General features: G+C 59.4%; 15 protein-coding genes. 9 read left to right on the top strand and 6 right to left on the bottom strand.

Annotated features, from left to right (window positions below; all coding sequences use genetic code 11):
- Positions 1–14: 14 nt before the first annotated feature.
- Positions 15–749: an orotidine-5'-phosphate decarboxylase gene (gene pyrF / locus JOD69_RS01775; protein WP_077728392.1), complete on the bottom strand. Its 735-nt coding sequence runs from the start codon at positions 747–749 to the stop codon at positions 15–17.
- A gap of 96 nt (positions 750–845) precedes the next feature.
- Between pyrF and JOD69_RS01770 the strand changes: the two genes are divergently transcribed.
- Positions 846–1,781, top strand: coding sequence for an AEC family transporter (locus JOD69_RS01770; protein ID WP_077728393.1), 936 nt, complete (start codon positions 846–848; stop codon positions 1,779–1,781).
- A gap of 2 nt (positions 1,782–1,783) precedes the next feature.
- Positions 1,784–3,019, top strand: coding sequence for a molybdopterin-binding protein (locus tag JOD69_RS01765; protein ID WP_086135194.1), 1,236 nt, complete (start codon positions 1,784–1,786; stop codon positions 3,017–3,019).
- A 20-nt stretch (positions 3,020–3,039) separates the two neighbouring features.
- On the opposite strand, the gene JOD69_RS01760 is transcribed toward JOD69_RS01765, so the two are convergent.
- Positions 3,040–3,492: an Rrf2 family transcriptional regulator gene (locus JOD69_RS01760; protein ID WP_077728395.1), complete on the bottom strand. Its 453-nt coding sequence runs from the start codon at positions 3,490–3,492 to the stop codon at positions 3,040–3,042.
- Between the two features lie 262 nt (positions 3,493–3,754).
- Between JOD69_RS01760 and JOD69_RS01755 the strand changes: the two genes are divergently transcribed.
- The 5 genes from JOD69_RS01755 (at position 3,755) to JOD69_RS01735 (ending at position 10,666) form a co-directional block, all read left to right on the top strand.
- Positions 3,755–4,756 carry a multicopper oxidase domain-containing protein gene (locus tag JOD69_RS01755; protein ID WP_077728396.1) on the top strand — a complete coding sequence of 334 codons (1,002 nt, stop codon included), beginning with the start codon at positions 3,755–3,757 and terminating at the stop codon, positions 4,754–4,756.
- 38 nt (positions 4,757–4,794) lie between these two features.
- A complete protein-coding gene (locus tag JOD69_RS01750) occupies positions 4,795–6,660 on the top strand; it encodes a hypothetical protein (protein WP_086135232.1) in 1,866 nt (621 codons plus the stop codon).
- 226 nt (positions 6,661–6,886) lie between these two features.
- Positions 6,887–7,624, top strand: a complete 738-nt coding sequence (locus JOD69_RS01745) for a protein-L-isoaspartate(D-aspartate) O-methyltransferase (protein ID WP_077728397.1) — start codon at positions 6,887–6,889, stop codon at positions 7,622–7,624.
- A gap of 2 nt (positions 7,625–7,626) precedes the next feature.
- A complete protein-coding gene (locus JOD69_RS01740) occupies positions 7,627–10,104 on the top strand; it encodes an SAM-dependent methyltransferase (RefSeq protein WP_077728398.1) in 2,478 nt (825 codons plus the stop codon).
- Between the two features lie 193 nt (positions 10,105–10,297).
- Positions 10,298–10,666, top strand: a complete 369-nt coding sequence (locus JOD69_RS01735) for a hypothetical protein (RefSeq protein ID WP_086135193.1) — start codon at positions 10,298–10,300, stop codon at positions 10,664–10,666.
- Positions 10,667–10,687: 21 nt separating this feature from the next.
- Here the strand turns inward: JOD69_RS01735 and JOD69_RS01730 are convergent, their stop codons facing one another.
- Together JOD69_RS01730 and JOD69_RS01725 are read right to left on the bottom strand one after the other, a co-directional pair.
- On the bottom strand, positions 10,688–13,054 hold the full coding sequence (locus tag JOD69_RS01730; RefSeq protein ID WP_168183885.1) for a PAS domain S-box protein: 2,367 nt from the start codon (positions 13,052–13,054) through the stop codon (positions 10,688–10,690).
- Positions 13,055–13,310: 256 nt separating this feature from the next.
- A complete protein-coding gene (locus tag JOD69_RS01725) occupies positions 13,311–14,495 on the bottom strand; it encodes a pyridoxal phosphate-dependent aminotransferase (RefSeq protein ID WP_086135191.1) in 1,185 nt (394 codons plus the stop codon).
- 50 nt (positions 14,496–14,545) lie between these two features.
- Between JOD69_RS01725 and uvrB the strand changes: the two genes are divergently transcribed.
- Positions 14,546–16,600, top strand: a complete 2,055-nt coding sequence (gene uvrB, locus JOD69_RS01720) for an excinuclease ABC subunit UvrB (protein ID WP_086135230.1) — start codon at positions 14,546–14,548, stop codon at positions 16,598–16,600.
- Positions 16,601–16,704: 104 nt separating this feature from the next.
- A complete protein-coding gene (locus JOD69_RS01715) occupies positions 16,705–16,905 on the top strand; it encodes a hypothetical protein (RefSeq protein ID WP_086135190.1) in 201 nt (66 codons plus the stop codon).
- Positions 16,906–16,929: 24 nt separating this feature from the next.
- On the opposite strand, the gene JOD69_RS01710 is transcribed toward JOD69_RS01715, so the two are convergent.
- Together JOD69_RS01710 and JOD69_RS01705 are read right to left on the bottom strand one after the other, a co-directional pair.
- Positions 16,930–17,568 carry a transaldolase family protein gene (locus JOD69_RS01710; RefSeq protein WP_077728403.1) on the bottom strand — a complete coding sequence of 213 codons (639 nt, stop codon included), beginning with the start codon at positions 17,566–17,568 and terminating at the stop codon, positions 16,930–16,932.
- Positions 17,569–17,717: 149 nt separating this feature from the next.
- Positions 17,718–18,509, bottom strand: coding sequence for an HAD-IIA family hydrolase (locus JOD69_RS01705; RefSeq protein WP_077728404.1), 792 nt, complete (start codon positions 18,507–18,509; stop codon positions 17,718–17,720).
- Positions 18,510–18,627 lie beyond the last annotated feature (118 nt).

Raw genomic sequence — 18,627 nt, 5'->3', positions numbered from 1 at the left:
CCAGAGCTGACGTTTTAACTCGCCACCCTCCTGAACACGTTTTCGATCTGCGCCTGCACCTTTTCCGCCGCCTCGCGCGGATTGTCCGCATCCCGTATCGGGCGGCCGACGACGATGTAATCGGCGCCGTTCAAGAAGGCTTGCTCGACCGTTACAACCCGCTTCTGGTCGTCCGTCGGACGGTTTTCCACGGGACGAATGCCGGGTGAAATGACCAGCAGCTTTTCGTCAATTTCCTGCCGCAATGCGGGAACCTCAAGGCCCGAAGAAATCACGCCGTCGCAGCCCAAGGCCAAAGCGCGCCGGGCGCGGGAGAGAACCAAGCGCTGCACGTCGCACTCGAAGCCGAGATCTCTGAGATCGCCTTGATCGAGGCTGGTCAATACCGTGACGGCGAGAATCTTGAGATTGTCCTTGGCTTTCGCAGCGGCCTCCATGATCGCATCGTTGCCGTGCACGGTGGCGAATTCGACGCCATGGGCGCTCAGGGCTCTAACTGCCCGCGCAACCGTTTCCGGCACGTCGAAAAACTTGAGGTCGGCGAAGATCTTCTTGCCCCGCTTCTTGAGCCATTCGATCAATTCGAAGTAGTCGCCGGCCATGAACAGTTCCAGCCCGATTTTGTAAAAACTCACCGAATCGCCCAAGGTTTCCACCAGGTCCTTGGCTTCGGCAATGCTCGGCAGGTCCAGAGCCATGATGAGGCGGTCTCGGGAGGGGATAGGTTTCTTCGAAAGGGTGTCGGTCATGGCTGTTCCTCTTTTTCCGGGTCGTTCGACCGCTGTGATCTCGGTGTCGGCACTGCGATTGCTAGAATAACGCCTCCTCGAACCCAGGAGTCGCGAATGGTTTCCGTGCTGATGCAGATGGCCGTATTGATCCTGTGCGGCGCAATGTGGCGCATTATACGGCCTGGCGGGCTGGATGCCGATCAAACTCGCTTGGCGCTGACCGCTGTGGTATTTCATCTTTTGCTGCCGGCGCTGGTGCTTTCCGTGCTGTGGACAGCCGATTTAGGTATCGAGACATTGAAGATTTCGCTGTTCGGCGCGGGGATCATTCTGTTCGGCACCGCCATCACCTGGCTGGCCGCCCGTCTGGTCAAGCTGGCTCGGCCACGCCTGGGCGCCGCGATGCTGAGCATCGCTTTCTCGAACGTAACCTACATGGGGCTTCCCGTGCTGGAGCAGACCTTCGGTGCTTGGGCACGCACCATCGTTATTCAAATCGATTTGTTCGCGTCCATGCCGCTGGTTTTTACCCTCGGTATCCTGATCGCCCGGCACTACGGTACGACGAACTCGGAAAACGGTTCGATGCTCCGCTCTCTGCTGCTCAATCCGCCGCTCTGGGCCGCGGCGGTCGCACTAGGCCTGAATTTCGCGGGCGTGGCGCAACCCGCCTGGATGGAGCGGTTTTTGATGGGCTTGTCTGCGGCCGTCGTGCCTCTCATGCTGATTTCATTGGGACTCGGCCTGCGCTGGAATTCCTGGCATAGCCGTAACCTGCCGCTCGCTTCGGTTGTCGTGGCATTCAAAATGGGCGCCATGCCGTTGTTCGGTCTGGGGTTGGGGCTCTCCCTGGGATTCGAGGGCGATACTCTGACAGCACTCGTATTGGAGGCCGCCATGCCGAGCATGCTGCTCGGCGTCGTTTATTGCGACCGCTACCGGCTCGACACTTCGTTCTACGCCCTGGCCGTCTCGCTGACCACGCTCTTCGCCATGGTCTCCCTGCCCTTCTGGCATCATCGGGTGGCCGCCATACATTCCGGACATTGATCATGCAAAGACCTGTCGCAGAAATCTTTTCGCAAGGGGATGAAATCGTCACCGGCGAAATCACCGATACCAATTCGGCCTGGCTGTCGCGAAAGTTGACTGCACTGGGGTTTGACGTGGCCCGGCATACCGCGGTCGGCGACCGGCTGGAAGCGTTGGTCGATTTGCTCCGCGAAATCGCCGGGCGCGCCGATCTATGCATTTGTACCGGCGGATTGGGACCGACCTGCGACGATCTCACCGCCGAAGCAGTCAGCCAGGCTTTCGGCCCGCCCCTCGAACTGGACGAAGACGCGCTGGCTCAGGTCGAGTCTTATTTCATGCGATTCGGACGCGCGATGCCGGACATCAACAGGAAGCAGGCACTCCTCCCGCGCGGCTCGGAGCGTCTCGACAACCTTTGGGGCACCGCTCCCGGCTTCGCTCTCACGGCCGGCCGTTGCCGCTTCGTCTTCATGCCCGGCGTGCCCGGCGAGATGAAGGCGATGTTCCGTCGCTGGATCAAACCGGATCTGCACCGTCGCTTTCGGTTGTGTCCGGCGCGGCTGGTGGTATTGAACACTGTGGGCATGGGCGAATCGAGTCTACAGGAGCGTCTCGATCGAATCGCCTTGCCGCCCGAGGTAAAACTCGGCTTTCGCGCCGGCGGACCGGAAAACCAGGTCAAGCTGCTGTTTCCCGCCGATTTCTCCGAGACCGAGATCAACGACATCGCAAAACGCGCCGCCGACGCAATCGGGGATGCAGTATTTGCTATCGGCGGCTCAGGGGAAGCGGAAAACGACATAGCTTCGGTGGTCGGCCACGAACTCGCCGCGCGCCGGTCGACGCTTTATGTCGCTGAAACTCTGAGCGGAGGCAAGCTAGCCAACCGCTGCGCCGGCGAGCCCTGGTTCCGCGGAGCGGTCGTGATCCCGGATTCGGCCGGCCTGTGCCGATATTTCGGCGTGGAGCCGTCCGACGATCTTGCCCGGGCCGCAGCATGGATTGCCCCGCGTCTACGGGAGCAAGGCGCGGATCATGCGCTTGCTCAAATCGCCTACTACGCCCGCGATAAGCTACACGACGAAACCGCAACGATCGAAGTCCATTTCATCCTTGCGGCTCCCGATGGCGTCTGGCGGCAAACTCGGACTATAGGCGGCGGTACCGCACGTAAACAATCCACCGTCACGGCGCTTAGTTTCGATCTCTTGCGCCGGTACTTCCAGAAAAAACCAGGTCTCCACGCCTTGTAAATCAGCACGAAGCGGCCGTCTCAAACCCTGCTGACGACTCGTCGCTCGGTCAGCAATCGGTTCAGCACGGCGCGATTCTTAAGAAGATCCGCCAACGTATACCGATTCAGAACTTCCTGAAAGGCCGAGACCGCTTCCTGAAGTACCTTTTTCAGGGTGCAGCCCGGAATGATTCGGCACAAACTGCGTCCGGGATCAAGGCATTCCACAACGTGGAAGTTGCTCTCCATGTGGCGTACGACCTCGCCGATATTGATCTCCTCGGGAGGGCGTCCGAGCTCTATCCCGCCATGCTTTCCGCGCGTGCTCTTGACATAGCCCTTTGCGGACAGCTCCTGAACGACCTTCATCAAATGGTTGTGAGACATATCGAACACGCTGGCGATCTCGGCGATAGTCACCATGCGTTCGGTATGTATGCCGACATACATCAGCACTCTTAAAGCGTAATCGGTGTAACGGGTCAGCTGCATTTAGCACCTCGAATGGACAATTAGAGCCGTTTTACGATACCGATTGGCTTAAGGCAAATGCGGCACAAAAGTTTCGACTCAATAATTTCTTGACTTTTTCGGTCATGCCGTCTTGAAATATAAACATGCATGTGCGATACATTAGAACCGTAATCATGTATTTAATATGCATGATAAACAAGATGCCATAAGAGATGCATCAATTTTTTGGGCCGACGTCAGGTCCGGAAACGGACTGGAACCCTTTATTAGGAGTGTGACTATGAGTCTCTCGTGTATTCTCCGACGAACGTCATCGTTTCTCTCATCACCTTTGCTGTTGGCGATCTTTTTTATCCCGATCGCGCAAGCGGAGTATGTCCCTGCCAAAACCGATTCGGTTTCGGGGAGCACCCATCGCATCACCTTGCGTGCAGCCCCCTTACCGTCCGGGCAATTCGGCTATCAGATGGTGAGCCATAAGATCCAGACTGCTGGTGGCCAAACCGAGGATGTCACTGCGCGGTACAGCGACAAGCCGACCATTCCGGGCCCTGCCATCGTCATGACCGAGGGCGATGTTGCGGAAATCACCCTGGAAAACGGCATCCCCAACACCGATCAGCCCGTCAGCCTGCACGTGCACGGGGTGCATTTCGATATCCGCAGCGACGGCACGATGAAGATGCTCAACGGCGTTGCCGACGAAGCCGCCTTCCCCGGCAAGCCGTACACCTACAAATGGACCGCAGCGCCGGGTACCGCCGGCACCTGGCCGTATCACGACCACACCTTCGGCAATCCCATGCTCGGAGCCGAGGACAAGGGACTGTTCGGTACCCTGATCGTCAATCCGCGTAGCGGAAAGGTGCCGGCACTCATCAACGGCAAGATCGAGGATGTGAATGTCGGCGATATCAAACGCGAGTTCGTCCTGTGGATGCACGAAACGACATTCTGGGGGATGGAAGTCAATAACATCCTCAAGGGCAAGCAGGTTCCGCTGTGGACCAATCCCACGGTGGGCGCGCGTCTCGGCGAGAAAGTCCGCTTCCACGTGATCGGGCTGGGAACCGCCTTCCACACCTTCCATTTGCACGGGCACCGTTGGCTCAACCCCGGCACCACCCATGTCGTCGATACGGTCAACATCGGACCGATCAGCCGCGACACGTTCGTCGTCCAAGCCGGCGAAGGCGTCGGCACCGGCGACTGGCACTTCCACTGCCATGTCATCCAGCACATGCAGGCCGGCATGATGGGTGACTTCAAAGTCGTCAAGTAAGCTCTATCAAAATCACATCAAAACAAGAGGTTATGAATATGAATAAGTTTCGCAAACTGACCACCGCCATTGCCGTAAGTCTCGGAACCATGAGCTTGACGCCCATCGTGAGCGCCGAAACAGCCTCGTCCGAAGACGACGTCATTCTCAGCGTTCCGGGCGTCATGCCGGTCGGCGCGCTGGAAATGACCGACGAGCCCGGTCGGTGGTTCAAAGACCCGACGGATGGCGACAGCCTGGTCGTGGTCAAACCCGGCGACGCGGTCTTGATCAAGATGACCGACGTCAACGCCGAACACACGATTACCAGCCTGTTGTGGCAGCCCGGCGCCGCCAAGTTCCCGGTCGACCAGGACAAGCCGTCGAGCGCCAGCGTCACACAAACGTTCGATAAACCCGGCCTGTACGTATTTACCTGCAAGGTCCATCCCTACATGTTTGGCGCCGTCGTAGTGGATGACCCCAATACGGAAGGACTGGATCTGGGCAGCGAAATCCAGCTCGTCACCGGAGCAAAAGTGCCGACCACCAGCGATATCGCCAAGAAGCTGCTTCGGACCTTCTTCGTTGCCACCACGCCGTCGCTCTGGCGTGACTATTCCAAACCGAACTGGGACCTAAAGCTGCCGTCCATCCCACTGAATCTGGGCGGAACCGTCATCAGCCTGGATGCGCTGAACGTATCCATGCCGAACAAGTTGTCCAATCCGGCTACGCCCGGTGTCGGCGAGGTCTGGGTGAACGCTCAGTTCGAGACCATCAAGGGCAAGAGCAAGCCGGGTTCCGCCACACAAGTTGACGCAGCGAACTGGACCATCAAGAAAAAGGTCAAGGGCGTCGACATCAATATGAACAATCCCCACAACATGTGGACGGACAGGTCCTACAAGTACATCTATCAAACCGAATGGTTCGATAAGCGCCTGGTCACCTTCGACCGTGAAACCGGACAGATTTACGGCGCTCTGACGGTCGGCCAATCGCCTTCTCATGTCATGTCGCGACCGTCGGATGACAGCCTGACCGTGGCACTCAACGGCGAAGACCGCGTATTGAAGCTGACCGGAGGCAAGCACCCGACGGCTCAGGACAGCGTTAACACTGGCCCGAACTCCGGACCCCATGGCCATCACGTGACCCATGACGGCAAATACGCGCTGACGCCGAATGCCTTGGCGGGCTCCGTATCCATCGTCGATCTGGACAGCGGCCAGGCCTCCACCGTGCCGAACGTCGGCGTGATTCCCATCGCCATCTGGGGCGACGCGACCGACAAGGCCTATGTAGCCAACCTGCTCGGGACACCGCCGCTGCTCAGCACCCTGAGCGTGATCGACATCAAGAGCAAGCAGAAGATCAAGGACATCAATCTCGCTGCGGATTACGATCCGATCAGCGGCAAGACGACCGGCGAGGCTTACGGCTTGCTGCCGATCCAGACCCCGATCAGCCCGGACGGAAAATACGTGGTCACGGCCAATACCCTGAGCGCGACCATTACCATCACCGACACGTCGACTCACAAGGTGCTCAAGAGCCTGCCCTGCGAACCGGGCTGCCATGGCGTCAATTTCGGCATGAAAAAAGGCGGAGGCTACTACGCCTATGTCGCCAGCAAGTTCGCCAACGACCTCATCGTGGTCGACATGGATAAGCTCGAAATCGCCGGCCGCGTGATGCTCGCCGACGTCAAGGATGCCGATATCGTCGGCAACAACGGCATGGGCGGCCAAGGCGTCCTGCCGCTGCCTGTCGCCGATCACGGCTGGATCGAGCAAACTGCCAAACTGGCCGGCTCGGGCCAACTCAGCGCCGAGGTCGAGTCTTGGCTGGGCGCTCTGACGACCGCTCAACGCGGAATTGAATTATCCGGAAAGATGGTGCAATCGGAGGGCAAGCACTGATCCGGAAACGGTTCCTCTTTTTCCAAAGTTAGGAGCTCTCCGCCCGCTCAAGCGCACTACGGCGCTTGAGCGGGCGTCTTTTCGTTTCGACGACACCCCTTCACACGCTACCCCGAGTCGCGGATTCGGCCGCAGACTCGACTTTATTCCGGCTTTCACGGATACCAAGACTCACGAGCCCTCTCTAACGGTATGATCGGGGGATCCGTCAGGAGGAGATTCAGTGATGCCTTTCACTCGCCGTCTGAAATTCTCGGTCGCGCTGCTGTGCATCGGACTCTTCGGCACAGCGGCTCACGCCGACGAATATGCCGCCAAACGCCAGGCTCTGATCGATGAAATCCGAAGCGAAACCCGCTGGGTCAGCAGCGAAATCGGCAAAACCGAGTTAGATGCCCAGGTCCTGGCCGCCATGGGGAAGGTTCCCCGGCACGAGTTCGTGAGCGAGGATCTGCGCAGTATCGCGTATGCGAACCGGCCTTTGCCCATCGGTTACGGACAAACCATTTCCCAGCCTTTCATCGTGGCGCTGATGACCGATCTGCTGCGCGTCAAACCGGATGAAACGGTGCTCGAAATCGGCACCGGTTCCGGCTATCAGGCGGCCGTCCTGGCGGAATTGGCCGAGCGGGTCTACTCCATCGAGATTGTGCCGGAATTGACCCAAATGGCGACGGAACGTCTGAAACGGCTGGGCTACGCCAAGGTTGAGACCAAGACCGGCGACGGCTATTACGGCTGGCCGGAACACGCGCCTTTCGATGCCATCATCGTCACCGCCGCCCCCACGCAAATTCCGCCGCCGCTGGTGCAACAGCTCAAGCCGGGCGGCCGCATGATCATACCGGTCGGCGGACAATTCCTGCTGCAGTATCTGGTGCTCGTCGAGAAGAGCGAACAGGGCAAGATCTCGACTCGGCAGATCGTGCCGGTGCAATTCGTGCCTTTGACGGGCGCTCATTAGACATGGCCGATTCCGCGATCGAATCTCGCCGCGACGAGGAGCGCGCGCGCCATGAAGCGCCGCCGCGGCTGCTCTTGCTCTCGGTTTCGCTGATTTCGGCTGCGGCGCTGGTCTATGAAATCCTCTTGATGCGGCTTTTTTCCGTTATCCAATGGCATCACTTTGCCTACATGATGATCAGCTTGGCGCTGCTCGGCTACGGCGCGAGCGGAACGTTCCTGACGCTCGCACGGGAATATTTGTTGCCCCGTTTCGGTGCCGCATTCGTTCTCAACGCGGCTTTGTTCGGCTTGAGCGCGACATTGTGCTTTCTGGCCGCGCAGCAAGTGCCCTTCAATGCGCTGGAAGTGCTTTGGAGTCCGCGGGAATGGGGGCATCTCGTTCTGATCTACCTTATCCTGACGCCGCCCTTCTTTTTCGCGGCCAACTGCATCGGCCTGACCTTCCAGCGCTACAAAGCGACGATAGGCCGCACCTATGCGGCCGATCTCTCGGGAGCGGGAACAGGCGCTTTGGCGGTCGTTCTTCTGCTGTTCCTGGTGTTTCCGTTGAATGCGCTGGTCCTCGCGAGCGGAGCGGGATTTGCGGCCGCGTCCTTGGCCTGGATTGCGTTGGGAATGCGTCCCCGCGAACTGATCGCGCCTTTAGTTGCGGTGATTGCCGCTCTGTGGCTTCTGGTTCATTGGAGCGGTGCGGAACTCCGGCCGGTGGAATACAAAAGCCTCTCCCAGGCATTGCGCGTGTCCGGAGCGGAGCGAATCGAGGAACGTTCCAGCCCGCTCGGGCTGCTCAGCGTGGTGCGCAGCCCCGAAGTACCGTTCCGCCATGCGCCGGGGCTCAGCCTGAACAGCCCGGTTCCGGTGCCGGAGCAACTGGCGGTGTTTACCGACGGCGAAGGCATGAGCGCCATCAATCGTTGGGATGGAAGCCGAGGCAGCCTCGCTTTTCTCGATTACGTGCCGTCCGCCCTGCCGTATCACCTGTTGCCCCGGAAGCCGAAAGTCCTCGTTTTGGGCGCGGGCGGGGGCAGCGAAGTGCTTCAGGCGATCTATCACGATGCGGAACGCATCGACGCCGTGGAACTCAATCCGCAAATGATCGACCTGGTATCCCGCGATGTTGCCGATTTTGCCGGGCAGGTTTACGGTCAGCCCTCGGTTCGCGTACATGCGGCCGAGGCGAGGAGTTTCGTCGCCGCGTCGGCGGAGCATTACGATTTGATTCAAATTGCCTTGCTGGACGCCTTCAACACCTCGTCGGCGGGTTCGTATGCACTGAACGAAAGCTATCTCTATACGGTTGAGGCCCTGCAAGCCTATTTGGCGCACCTGAGATCCGGAGGTTTTCTGGCCATCACCCGCTGGGTCCGCCTGCCGCCCCGTGACGAGATCAAGCTGTTCGCGACCGCTGCCGATGCCTTGGCGCGTGCCGGCGCGAGCGCGCCGGAACGGCGCTTGATCTGGATCCGCGGCTGGCAGACCAGCACTCTGTTGATCAAGAACGGCGAAATTTCCGATCCGGAGATCGCCACGCTGCGGCAGTTCTGCGACGAACGCTCATTCGACCTTGCCTACTATCCCGGCATCGAAGCACAGCAAGCCAATCTCCACAACCGGTTGAAAGAACCTTATTTCTTCGAAGCGGCGACGGCCTTGCTGAGTCCCGAACGGGAATCGTTTACAGAGCGCTACAAGTTCGATGTCCGTCCAGCCACCGACGACCGGCCGTATTTCTTTCACTTCTTCAAATGGCCGCTTCTAGCGGAAGCCTTCAAGCTGAAAGGGTCGGGAGGACTTTCGCTGCTCGACATGGGCTATCCGATCCTGCTGGCAACGCTGCTCCAATCAGTGATCATCAGTACCTTGCTGATCCTGGCCCCGCTCGGGGTCTTGATGCATCGGAGCGACGGCGGGCTGAAAAATAGCCGACGATCCCCGGTTTTCGGCTATTTCTTCGCGATCGGCCTGGCATTCATGTTTACGGAAATCGTTTACATACAGAAATTCATTCTTTACCTGGGTCATCCGCTCTATGCCGTGGCGATGGTACTCGCAGGATTTCTGATCTTCGCCGGACTGGGAAGCCGATATGCGGCGAGGATTACGCCCCAACAGGCCGGAATGCATATTTCTCGGGCTACCAAAGCGATTATTGCCGTCTCCGCAGTTTATTTCTTAACGCTACCATCGCTGTTTGATGTATCCATCGCCCTTCCCGCCCCTATCAAAGTGACGGTCGTCCTCGCCCTTATCGCGCCGTTGGCGTTTTTTATGGGCATGCCTTTTCCGCTAGGGCTTTCGCGGCTGGCGGCCGAGGCGGAGCGGCTGATTCCCTGGGCTTTCGGAATCAACGGCTGCGCATCGGTCATCGCCGCCATTCTGGCCACGGTATTGGCCATTCACGTCGGTCAGTTCTGGCTATTGGTCGCCGCCTTGTCGCTTTACGGACTGGCGGGTTTTGCGGGGCCCCATCGGGGTTGAGATCGATGCACCGGCTTTCCGACGTTTCGGCCGGCCCGTGCCACGCTCAGGAACCCAAATGTCTCCGTCACGTCTAAGATTCGGATAGGAATGTATCCGCCGCTTTGCTTCAAGGATGAGAGGCGGTTTTTTTCATTGAATTCATGTTTTGCCGATACGAAGCCCAAGCTTCGCAAGGACGCGAGGTTCTGTCATGAAGTATCTGCTTGTCATCGCCATGTCATTGCTGGCCGGCTGCGCACCGATATTACGCGAGGAGCCCTTGACCAGCCGGATCTATCCCCCCACGGCCGAGATCGATATTCTGGATTCCTGGCCCGAAAACAGGGCGTTCATCGAAATCGCGGAGATTACGGCCCGTGCCGACCGGGAGGCCGTAGGCGCAATCGTCGATCGAGCCAAAGCGGCCGGTGCCGATGCCGTCCTCTTCGGACCGCCCTACCATTACGGCGATGTGGTCATATTGTTTGCCGGCGGCAACATCGGCGGACATCAGGCGGGAGGGATCAACACGGTTCCCATGACGCGAATCCAGGCTCGGCTGATCAAATATCTGCCATGACCGATGTCGTCCACGATCCGATCACTGGCAACTCGAAGTCTTGAACTGTGACCCGGTATCCGGCTTCCTCAGCCGATGCTCGGCAATCACGCGGGTGATGTCCTCCAGCCTCACCGGCTTGATGAAGTGGTGGTCGAAACCGGCCGTGAGGCAGCGGTAACGGTCCTGATCCTGGCCGTAGCCACTGATGGCGATCAACAGGGCCTGCCGGATCTGAGGCATGGCGCGCAACTTCTGCGCCACTTCGCAGCCGTCCATCACGGGCAGCCCGATATCCAGCAAGACCACATCCGGGGCGAATCTCTGCGCAATCGCGAGAGCTGTAGGGCCATCCGACGCCCGCTCGACCTCGCATCCTTCCAACTCGAGCAGCAAAGACAATCCCTCGACGGCATCCGCATTGTCGTCAACCACCAGCACGCGCAGCGCAGCGCGTTTCTCCGCATCGGTATCGTCCTCTGGCTTGGCTGTCGACTGCTCCGCCGGCTTATCGCATAGCAACGGCAACCGGACGATAAATTCGGAACCCTTGCCGATACCCTCGCTCTTTGCCTCGACACTGCCGCCGTGCAAATCGACCAATTGTTTCACAAGGCTGAGCCCGATGCCCAACCCACCTTTCGCACGATCCAAAGAACGGTCGGCTTGGGCGAAAAGGTCAAAAATGCGGGGCAACACCTCCGGACTGATCCCGACACCTGCATCCCGCACCCGGATGACGGCTTGTCCGTTCTCCGTTGCCGCCGTCAGCCAAATCTGTCTGTTCGGCTCGGAATATTTGGCGGCATTGTTGAGCAAATTCGATACGACTTGCGCGATTCGGATCTGGTCGCCTTCGATCCAGACCGGCTCGGAAGGCAGGGATAGGCTGATGCTGTGGCCGTGAGCCTGAATCAGCGGCCGGCTCGTTTCCATGGCGTGGTTGACGATGGTGGCCAGTTCCAGCGGCTGCTTGTTCAAGGTGACCTTTCCGCGGCTGATGCGGGACACGTCCAACAAATCGTCGACCAGCCGGGTGAGATGCTTCGTCTGCCGCTCGATGACATCTCTGGCCCAAGCGTACTGCGGTCCGTCGCCGCTGGTTCGATGCAGGATCTGTACGGCGCTCATGATCGGCGCCAGCGGGTTGCGCATTTCGTGCGCCAGCGTGGCCAAGAATTCATCCTTTTGCCGGTCGGCGGCAGTCAACTCTTCGGTCTTACGGATCAGCTCATCCTGTAGCTTTTTCATTTCGGTAATGTCGAGATTCATGCCCGCCCAGGCCGTCACCTTGCCTTCGGCGTTCCGGATCGGGACGCCGCGACTCAAAATGTGTCGGTAAGAGCCTTCCGCGCTCCGGATACGATATTCGTAATCCCAGAAGCAGCCGGTTTTGACGCAGTACCTCCAATGATCCAGGATGGGCTGCAGGTCCTCCGGATGCACACGCGAGGTCCAACCGACGTGTATGCACTCGTCCAGCGTCATCCCGGTCATTTTCAAGAACGAATCGCTCAAGTAGCGGATATCGCCGTTCGGCTCGCAGATCCAGGCTCCGAAAGGGATCGACTCGCCGATCGCACGATAGAGCGCCTCCGATTCGGCGAGAGCAGCCTCCGCGCGGCGGCTTTCAGTGACATCCCGAAAAATCAGAATCACGCCCAATAACCGGCCGTCCATGCCTCGTATGGGCGCAGCGCTGTCGCTGATCGGAATTTTCCGTCCGTTTCTCGCAATCAGCACCGTATGATTCGCGAGACCGACGACGGCGCCGGTTCTCAGTACCTTTTCGACGGGGTTTTCGATCGGATTGAGCGTCTCCTCGTTAACGACGCGAAACACGTTCTCCAGCGGCTGGCCGCGCGCTTCATCCTGAATCCATCCGGTCAGCGATTCCGCAGTCGGATTGAACAGTTCTATACGACCCCCGGTATCGGTGACGACGGCCGCATCGCCGATGCTGGTCAAGGTCACGACAAAACGATCGCGCTCGACGCGGAGCTGTTCTTCGGCCTGCTGGCGTCTGAAAATCTCGTCCTCCAATCGCTGTCGCGCCTGCAACTCGCGCCGCACGAGCCCGGTGCGCCATAAATGGACCAGTAGGACGATGGCAAGTCCCATTACGACAAAAGCGCCTAGCGGAATCCATTCGTCAGCCCCCTCGCCCCTCGGCGAACCAACCGGAGTTATCGCGAGATAAGTACCCAGCACGGCGCCCGATAACGTGGCCAGCAGCCCTGGGCCGAATCCGCCGTAAAGAGCGCCTATCAGCACCGGCAGCAGAAAGGGCATCACTATGGGCGCGCCTTGATACGATGGGCGCAGGAGCAATATGGCCAGCGCTACGGCAACCGCTGCGCCGAACGATAGGGCATACGCCGATACGGACGAGAGCTTGGAGTGAACCATGACGAGAATCCTGTCTCCATCAAATGGCGAGATTCCGGTTAGCGGATATCGCACCCGGGCAGCGGCCATGCCGGGCAATCCGCATCGTCGGCCCGATGTTAACACGGTTCGGCCGGCGAATCGCTCGCATCACTCATCGCCCGCCAGTGAACCCCGGATAGTCGGCTAAGCCGCCTATCCGCCGAGTTCAAGAAAATGAACGTTTAGCGCCTTGGAAACAGCATCCTTGCCGCGGCCAAGGCACGAAAGCCAAGATTTAAGTCAAACCGCTCTTCAGCCGCTCCATGGCCTTCTGAAGATTGGCCATGCTGGTGGCGATGGAGAGGCGCACATGACCCGGAGCGCCGAAAGCGGAGCCCGGAACCACGGCGACGCCGCCGTGCTCGATGAGATGCTCCGATAGGCCCAAGTCGTCGGAAATTCCCGGCATGCGGTCGATCACGCCCTGCACATTGGGAAGGACATAGAAGGTCCCGTCGGTTTCGAGACAGGATACGCCGGGAATGCTGTTCAACTCGCTCACCACGTAATCGTGCCGTTCCTTGAAGGCCTTGACCATCTCGCCGATAAAGGACTGATCGCCGGTCAAAGCGATTTCTGCGGCCACCTGAGAGATGGACGTGGGGTTGGATGTGCTTTGCGACTGGATATTGGTCATCGCCTCGATCAGCTTCGCGGGTCCCGCCGCATAGCCGATACGCCAGCCGGTCATGGAATAGGCTTTGGATACGCCGTTCAAGACCACGGTGCGGTCGTACAGCTCCGGGCAGACATTGAGAATATTGCAGAAGCTGCCGGCCTTCCAGACGATGTGCTCGTACATGTCGTCGGTGGCGACAACCACGTCCGGATAGTCTTTCAACACCTCGCCGAGGGCTTTGAGCTCGATGTCACTGTACGCCATGCCGGTCGGGTTGGACGGGCTGTTGATGACGAACAGCCGGGTCTTCGGCGTCAGCGCCGCCTTGAGCTGGGCGGGCGTGATTTTGAACTTCTGCGACTGCGGCGCGTCGATAATGACGGGGACGGCGCCTGCCAAAAGCACCATGTCCGGGTAGGACACCCAGTACGGCGCCGGAATGATGACTTCGTCGCCCGGATTCAACAGCGCTTGCGCCAGGTTGTAAAAGCTCTGCTTGCCGCCGCAGGATACCAACACTTGCTTGACGTCGTAGTCGAACCCGTTTTCCCGCTTGAACTTTGCGACCACCGCCTTCTTGAGGCCGGGCGTACCGTCGACCGCCGTATATTTGGTGAAACCGTCCTGAATGGCCTTGATGGCAGCCTGTTTGATATGCTCGGGGGTATCGAAATCCGGCTCGCCGGCTCCGAGGCCCACGATGTCTTTGCCGGCGGCGCGCATGGCGGCCGCTCTCGCGGTCACGGCCAAAGTAGGTGAGGGTTTGATCGACTGTACGCGGTCGGAAAGTTTGATGTTCATTGTGTCGAGTTAAAGATTGGTCAAATAGGTCAGGCTTTATGCCGCAAAAAATGATACTCGATGAAACCTTGCCCCTGAATCCCACCAGGGGAAAAAGTTTCGATCTTCATAGTCAGTTCAAGCCGTCCGGCGATCAACCGGAAGCGATCCGGCAACTGATCGAAGGTCTCGGCGACGGCTTGTTACACCAGACTCTCTTGGGCGTCACCGGTTCCGGAAAAACCTTCACCGTCGCCAATGTCATTCAGGCCGTGCAGCGCCCGACGCTGATCCTGGCGCCGAACAAGACGCTGGCCGCCCAGCTTTACGGGGAAATGAAGGAATTTTTCCCGGAAAACTCCGTGGAATACTTCGTTTCCTATTACGACTACTATCAGCCAGAAGCGTACGTCCCGGCTTCCGATACCTATATCCAGAAGGACGCCTCGCTCAACGAGCATATCGAGCAGATGCGCCTGTCGGCCACCAAGGCGCTGATCGAACGGCGCGACACGATCATCGTGGCGACCGTGTCCTCCATCTACGGCTTGGGCGAGCCGGCCTCCTATTTCAGCATGGTGCTGCATCTGGTGCGCGGGGACATGATCGATCAGCGGACGATCCTGCGCCGCCTGGCCGAATTGCAATACACCCGCAACGAAACCGAGCTGCGCCGCGCCACCTACCGGGTGCGGGGCGACGTGATCGACGTGTTTCCGGCGGAATCCGAAAGGGAGGCGCTGCGCATCGAGTTGTTCGACGACGAGATCGAACGACTATCGCTGTTCGATCCACTGACAGGAGAGATCATCTCCCGCATCGCCCGCTACACGGTCTATCCCAAGACCCATTACGTCACGCCGCGGGAAAAAATCATGGAAGCCGTGGATCAAATCAAGGCCGATCTCAAGGTACGGCTGGAGGATCTGCGGTCTTTGAACAAGCTGGTCGAAGCCCAGAGGCTGGAACAGCGCACGCTGTTCGATCTCGAAATCATGCTGGAAGTCGGCTATTGCTCGGGCATCGAGAACTATTCGCGCTATCTCTCCGGCCGCGCGCCGGGCGAACCCCCGCCCACCCTGTTCGATTACCTGCCGGCCGATGCCTTGCTGGTGATCGACGAGAGCCACGTCACCATTCCGCAGCTCGGCGCCATGTACCGGGGCGACCGCTCGCGCAAGGAGACGCTGGTCGAGTACGGTTTCCGCCTGCCCTCCGCGCTGGATAACCGGCCGCTCAAGTTCGAGGAGTTCGAGGCCCGTTCGCCGCAGCGCATCTACATTTCGGCGACGCCAGGACCGTACGAACTCAAGCATTCCGGAGCGGTCATCGAGCAGGTGGTGCGACCTACCGGCCTGGTGGACCCCGAGGTTGAAATACGCCCGGCCCTGAGCCAGGTGGAAGACCTGCTTTCGGAAATTCGCGAGCGCATCGCCCGCAGCGAACGGGTGCTGGTCACGACGCTGACCAAGCGCATGGCGGAAGATTTGACCGAATATCTGTTCGAGCACGACATCGCCGTGCGTTACCTCCATTCCGACGTCGAAACCGTGGAGCGCGTCGAGATCATCCGCGACCTCCGGCTCGGTCGGTTCGACGTGCTCGTGGGCATCAATCTGCTGCGGGAAGGACTGGACATCCCCGAAGTCTCGCTGGTCGCCATCCTCGACGCCGACAAGGAAGGTTTCCTGCGGTCTACCGTTTCGCTCATTCAGACCATCGGCCGTGCCGCCCGCAACCTTCGCGGGAAGGCAATCCTCTATGCGGACACGGTCACCGGCTCGATCCAGCGAGCGATCGAAGAAACCGAACGCCGCCGTGCCAAGCAGATCGACTACAACAAGCGAACGGGCCTCACCCCGACCGGCATCTCGAAGCGCGTGACGGACATCCTGGAAGTCCCGATACCGGGCGCTTTACAAACGGGTTCCGGGAAAAAGAAGCTGGCCAAAGTGGCCGAGAAAGGCGCCGACTACCACGCGGTAAAACCGGCGGAAGCCGCCAAGCTGATCAAGCAGCTCGAAGAAAAGATGTACACCCACGCCCGCGAACTCGAATTCGAGGAAGCGGCACGATTGCGCGACGAAATTCGGCGGATTCAGGCGGAAGTGTTTTCCGGGGCATAGGCGTACGCTCAAAAGCCGCTCAAAGACAGTAAGAAAGAAACGCGTTTCTGGTTATTCGATCCAAATCATCGTTTCCGGCATTATCTTTCGTCTCAGCACTCTGGTTGCTGATTTTCATGGTCAAATCGGGCATCTCGATCGAGCTATATTGGACTCTGGGTGGATACCGTGTCGTGGTCTGGTCGAGCGGAAAGGTCGCTTACGCCAGGACCTATGCCTTACGCCAGGTCGCACTGAAGGCTTGCAAACGGCTGGCGAAATCGCTGACTGCTCCGCCGGAGAACCGGGACCGCCGCCCCGAGTAATCGAATATCGGAAAGCCGGCGACCTCAAGCATTGCGAACCGCACGTCCGAATTCCTCGATGGCTTGAACGGACAGGGGATGATCGCCCATCTCGAGTAATAGGGGCAAAGGAATGGTGACGTGATGAGCGCCCGCGACCACAGCCTGCACCACTTCGCTCGCGGATTTCAGACTCGCGACCAGAATCGTGGTCGGCGTGTCGCAGGCATCGACCACCTCACGCATCTCCGAAACCAGCGCCGCGCCGTCGCCTTGAAGACGCGTGCTGCGGTTCACATAGGCGATCGAATACGCCACGCCCGCCTCGCAGGTGAGATACGTCTGCGCGGCACTGTAGCTGGCAGTCATGCCGACCTTGACGCCTTCTTTGGCGAACTTCGCGGCCAGCACCAGATTTTCGGTGGTCATCCCGATCTTCAGCGCCACGTTGGACCTCAAGGCCAGGAAACGCCGCGCTTCGGCCTCGCGTTCGGACACGGTCGGCGCGGTCAGCTGATAGAAAACCGGACCGGGGCAAATGTCGGCCAATTCGGCGATCACATCCTCCGGCTTGCGGTCGACTTTCGCCATCAAGGTCGGATTGGTCGTTATCCCGGCGACGAAGCCGAGCGTCATCGCCTGGCGTGCGTCGGCGGGGAAGGCTGAATCCAGAAACAGGGACATCGTGTTCTCCTCATAAGGTTAAATCTATCGGCAAAGGATTGCCTTCCTACGGCTGGGCCGTTGTAGGTCGGGAATCCTTTCCCGACGTAGGGTTCGTCGGCAAAGGATTGCCGACCTACCGCAGCCATCGGCCTGTGCTGATTGGCTTTCTATTGAATCGCGCCGATGACTTCGCGGATGTCTTCCATCACCCAGGTCGGCGCATAATCGAGGTCGGCCAAGTGCGCCCGCGTGGAAATGCCCGAAAGCACCAAAATGCTCCGAATGCCTGCGCGCACGGCACCGAGGATGTCGGTGTCCAGGCGATCGCCCAAGGCAACGGTTTCTTCGGGCGGCACCTGCAAGCGCTCCATCGCCAGTTGATACATGATCGGCTCGGGCTTGCCGATGATGGTGGGTTCGATACCCGTGGCGGCTTGCAAGGCCGCCAAGACCGCGCCGTTGCCGTGGGTCATGCCATGCTCGGTCGGCAGGGAGGTGTCGGGATTGGTGCCGATAAATTTCGCCCCGGCGCGAAGGTTCAGGGTGGCGGTGGCCAGCTTGTCCCACGACAGGGTTCGGTCCAGGCCGCAGACCACGTAATCGGCATCCTTTTCGTAGAGTTCCGCCAGGCGGAAGCCGTTTTCGAGCAAAGCCCGGCACACGCCGTCCTCGCCGATGGGGAACACCTTGGCACCGGCCGGCGCGTGCTGCTTGAGATACAGCGCGGCGGCGAGGCCGGAACCGATCACCTGCTCCCGGTCGACGCCAACGCCCATGCGGGCGAGCTTGGCGACGTACTGCTCCGGCGTGTTGCTGGCGTTGTTTGTGGCCAATACGAAACGGATGTCACGGGCCCGCAGGGTCTCGAAAAACTCCACCAGTCCGGGCATCGGGCGATCGCCCTCCCAGAGCACGCCGTCCATATCGATGATCAGGGCGCGAATGTCGTTGAGTGTCATGAGATCGATTCTCGATTATGGATTGCCGATCGAAGCGCGCCTAAATTACCCTTTGATGGCCGGCTCGTCGATACTTGGCCGCTTTTCAAAAACCGTAAACAACCCCGAAGAGTAGTCC

Origin of the sequence: Methylocaldum sp. RMAD-M (genome assembly GCF_017832375.1) — a bacterium.
Taxonomy (GTDB): domain Bacteria; phylum Pseudomonadota; class Gammaproteobacteria; order Methylococcales; family Methylococcaceae; genus Methylocaldum.
Note: the sequence above shows the minus strand (reverse complement) of the source record. Positions and strands in the feature narration are given on the sequence as shown.

What these genes read in the sequence shown, in the direction of transcription:
- pyrF (WP_077728392.1), bottom strand. Translation starts at nt 749, where the DNA reads ATGACCGACACCCTTTCGAAGAAACCTATCCCCTCCCGAGACCGCCTC.
- JOD69_RS01770 (WP_077728393.1), top strand. Translation starts at nt 846, where the DNA reads ATGGTTTCCGTGCTGATGCAGATGGCCGTATTGATCCTGTGCGGCGCA.
- JOD69_RS01765 (WP_086135194.1), top strand. Translation starts at nt 1,784, where the DNA reads ATGCAAAGACCTGTCGCAGAAATCTTTTCGCAAGGGGATGAAATCGTC.
- JOD69_RS01760 (WP_077728395.1), bottom strand. Translation starts at nt 3,492, where the DNA reads ATGCAGCTGACCCGTTACACCGATTACGCTTTAAGAGTGCTGATGTAT.
- JOD69_RS01755 (WP_077728396.1), top strand. Translation starts at nt 3,755, where the DNA reads ATGAGTCTCTCGTGTATTCTCCGACGAACGTCATCGTTTCTCTCATCA.
- JOD69_RS01750 (WP_086135232.1), top strand. Translation starts at nt 4,795, where the DNA reads ATGAATAAGTTTCGCAAACTGACCACCGCCATTGCCGTAAGTCTCGGA.
- JOD69_RS01745 (WP_077728397.1), top strand. Translation starts at nt 6,887, where the DNA reads ATGCCTTTCACTCGCCGTCTGAAATTCTCGGTCGCGCTGCTGTGCATC.
- JOD69_RS01740 (WP_077728398.1), top strand. Translation starts at nt 7,627, where the DNA reads ATGGCCGATTCCGCGATCGAATCTCGCCGCGACGAGGAGCGCGCGCGC.
- JOD69_RS01735 (WP_086135193.1), top strand. Translation starts at nt 10,298, where the DNA reads ATGAAGTATCTGCTTGTCATCGCCATGTCATTGCTGGCCGGCTGCGCA.
- JOD69_RS01730 (WP_168183885.1), bottom strand. Translation starts at nt 13,054, where the DNA reads ATGGTTCACTCCAAGCTCTCGTCCGTATCGGCGTATGCCCTATCGTTC.
- JOD69_RS01725 (WP_086135191.1), bottom strand. Translation starts at nt 14,495, where the DNA reads ATGAACATCAAACTTTCCGACCGCGTACAGTCGATCAAACCCTCACCT.
- uvrB (WP_086135230.1), top strand. Translation starts at nt 14,546, where the DNA reads ATGATACTCGATGAAACCTTGCCCCTGAATCCCACCAGGGGAAAAAGT.
- JOD69_RS01710 (WP_077728403.1), bottom strand. Translation starts at nt 17,568, where the DNA reads ATGTCCCTGTTTCTGGATTCAGCCTTCCCCGCCGACGCACGCCAGGCG.
- JOD69_RS01705 (WP_077728404.1), bottom strand. Translation starts at nt 18,509, where the DNA reads ATGACACTCAACGACATTCGCGCCCTGATCATCGATATGGACGGCGTG.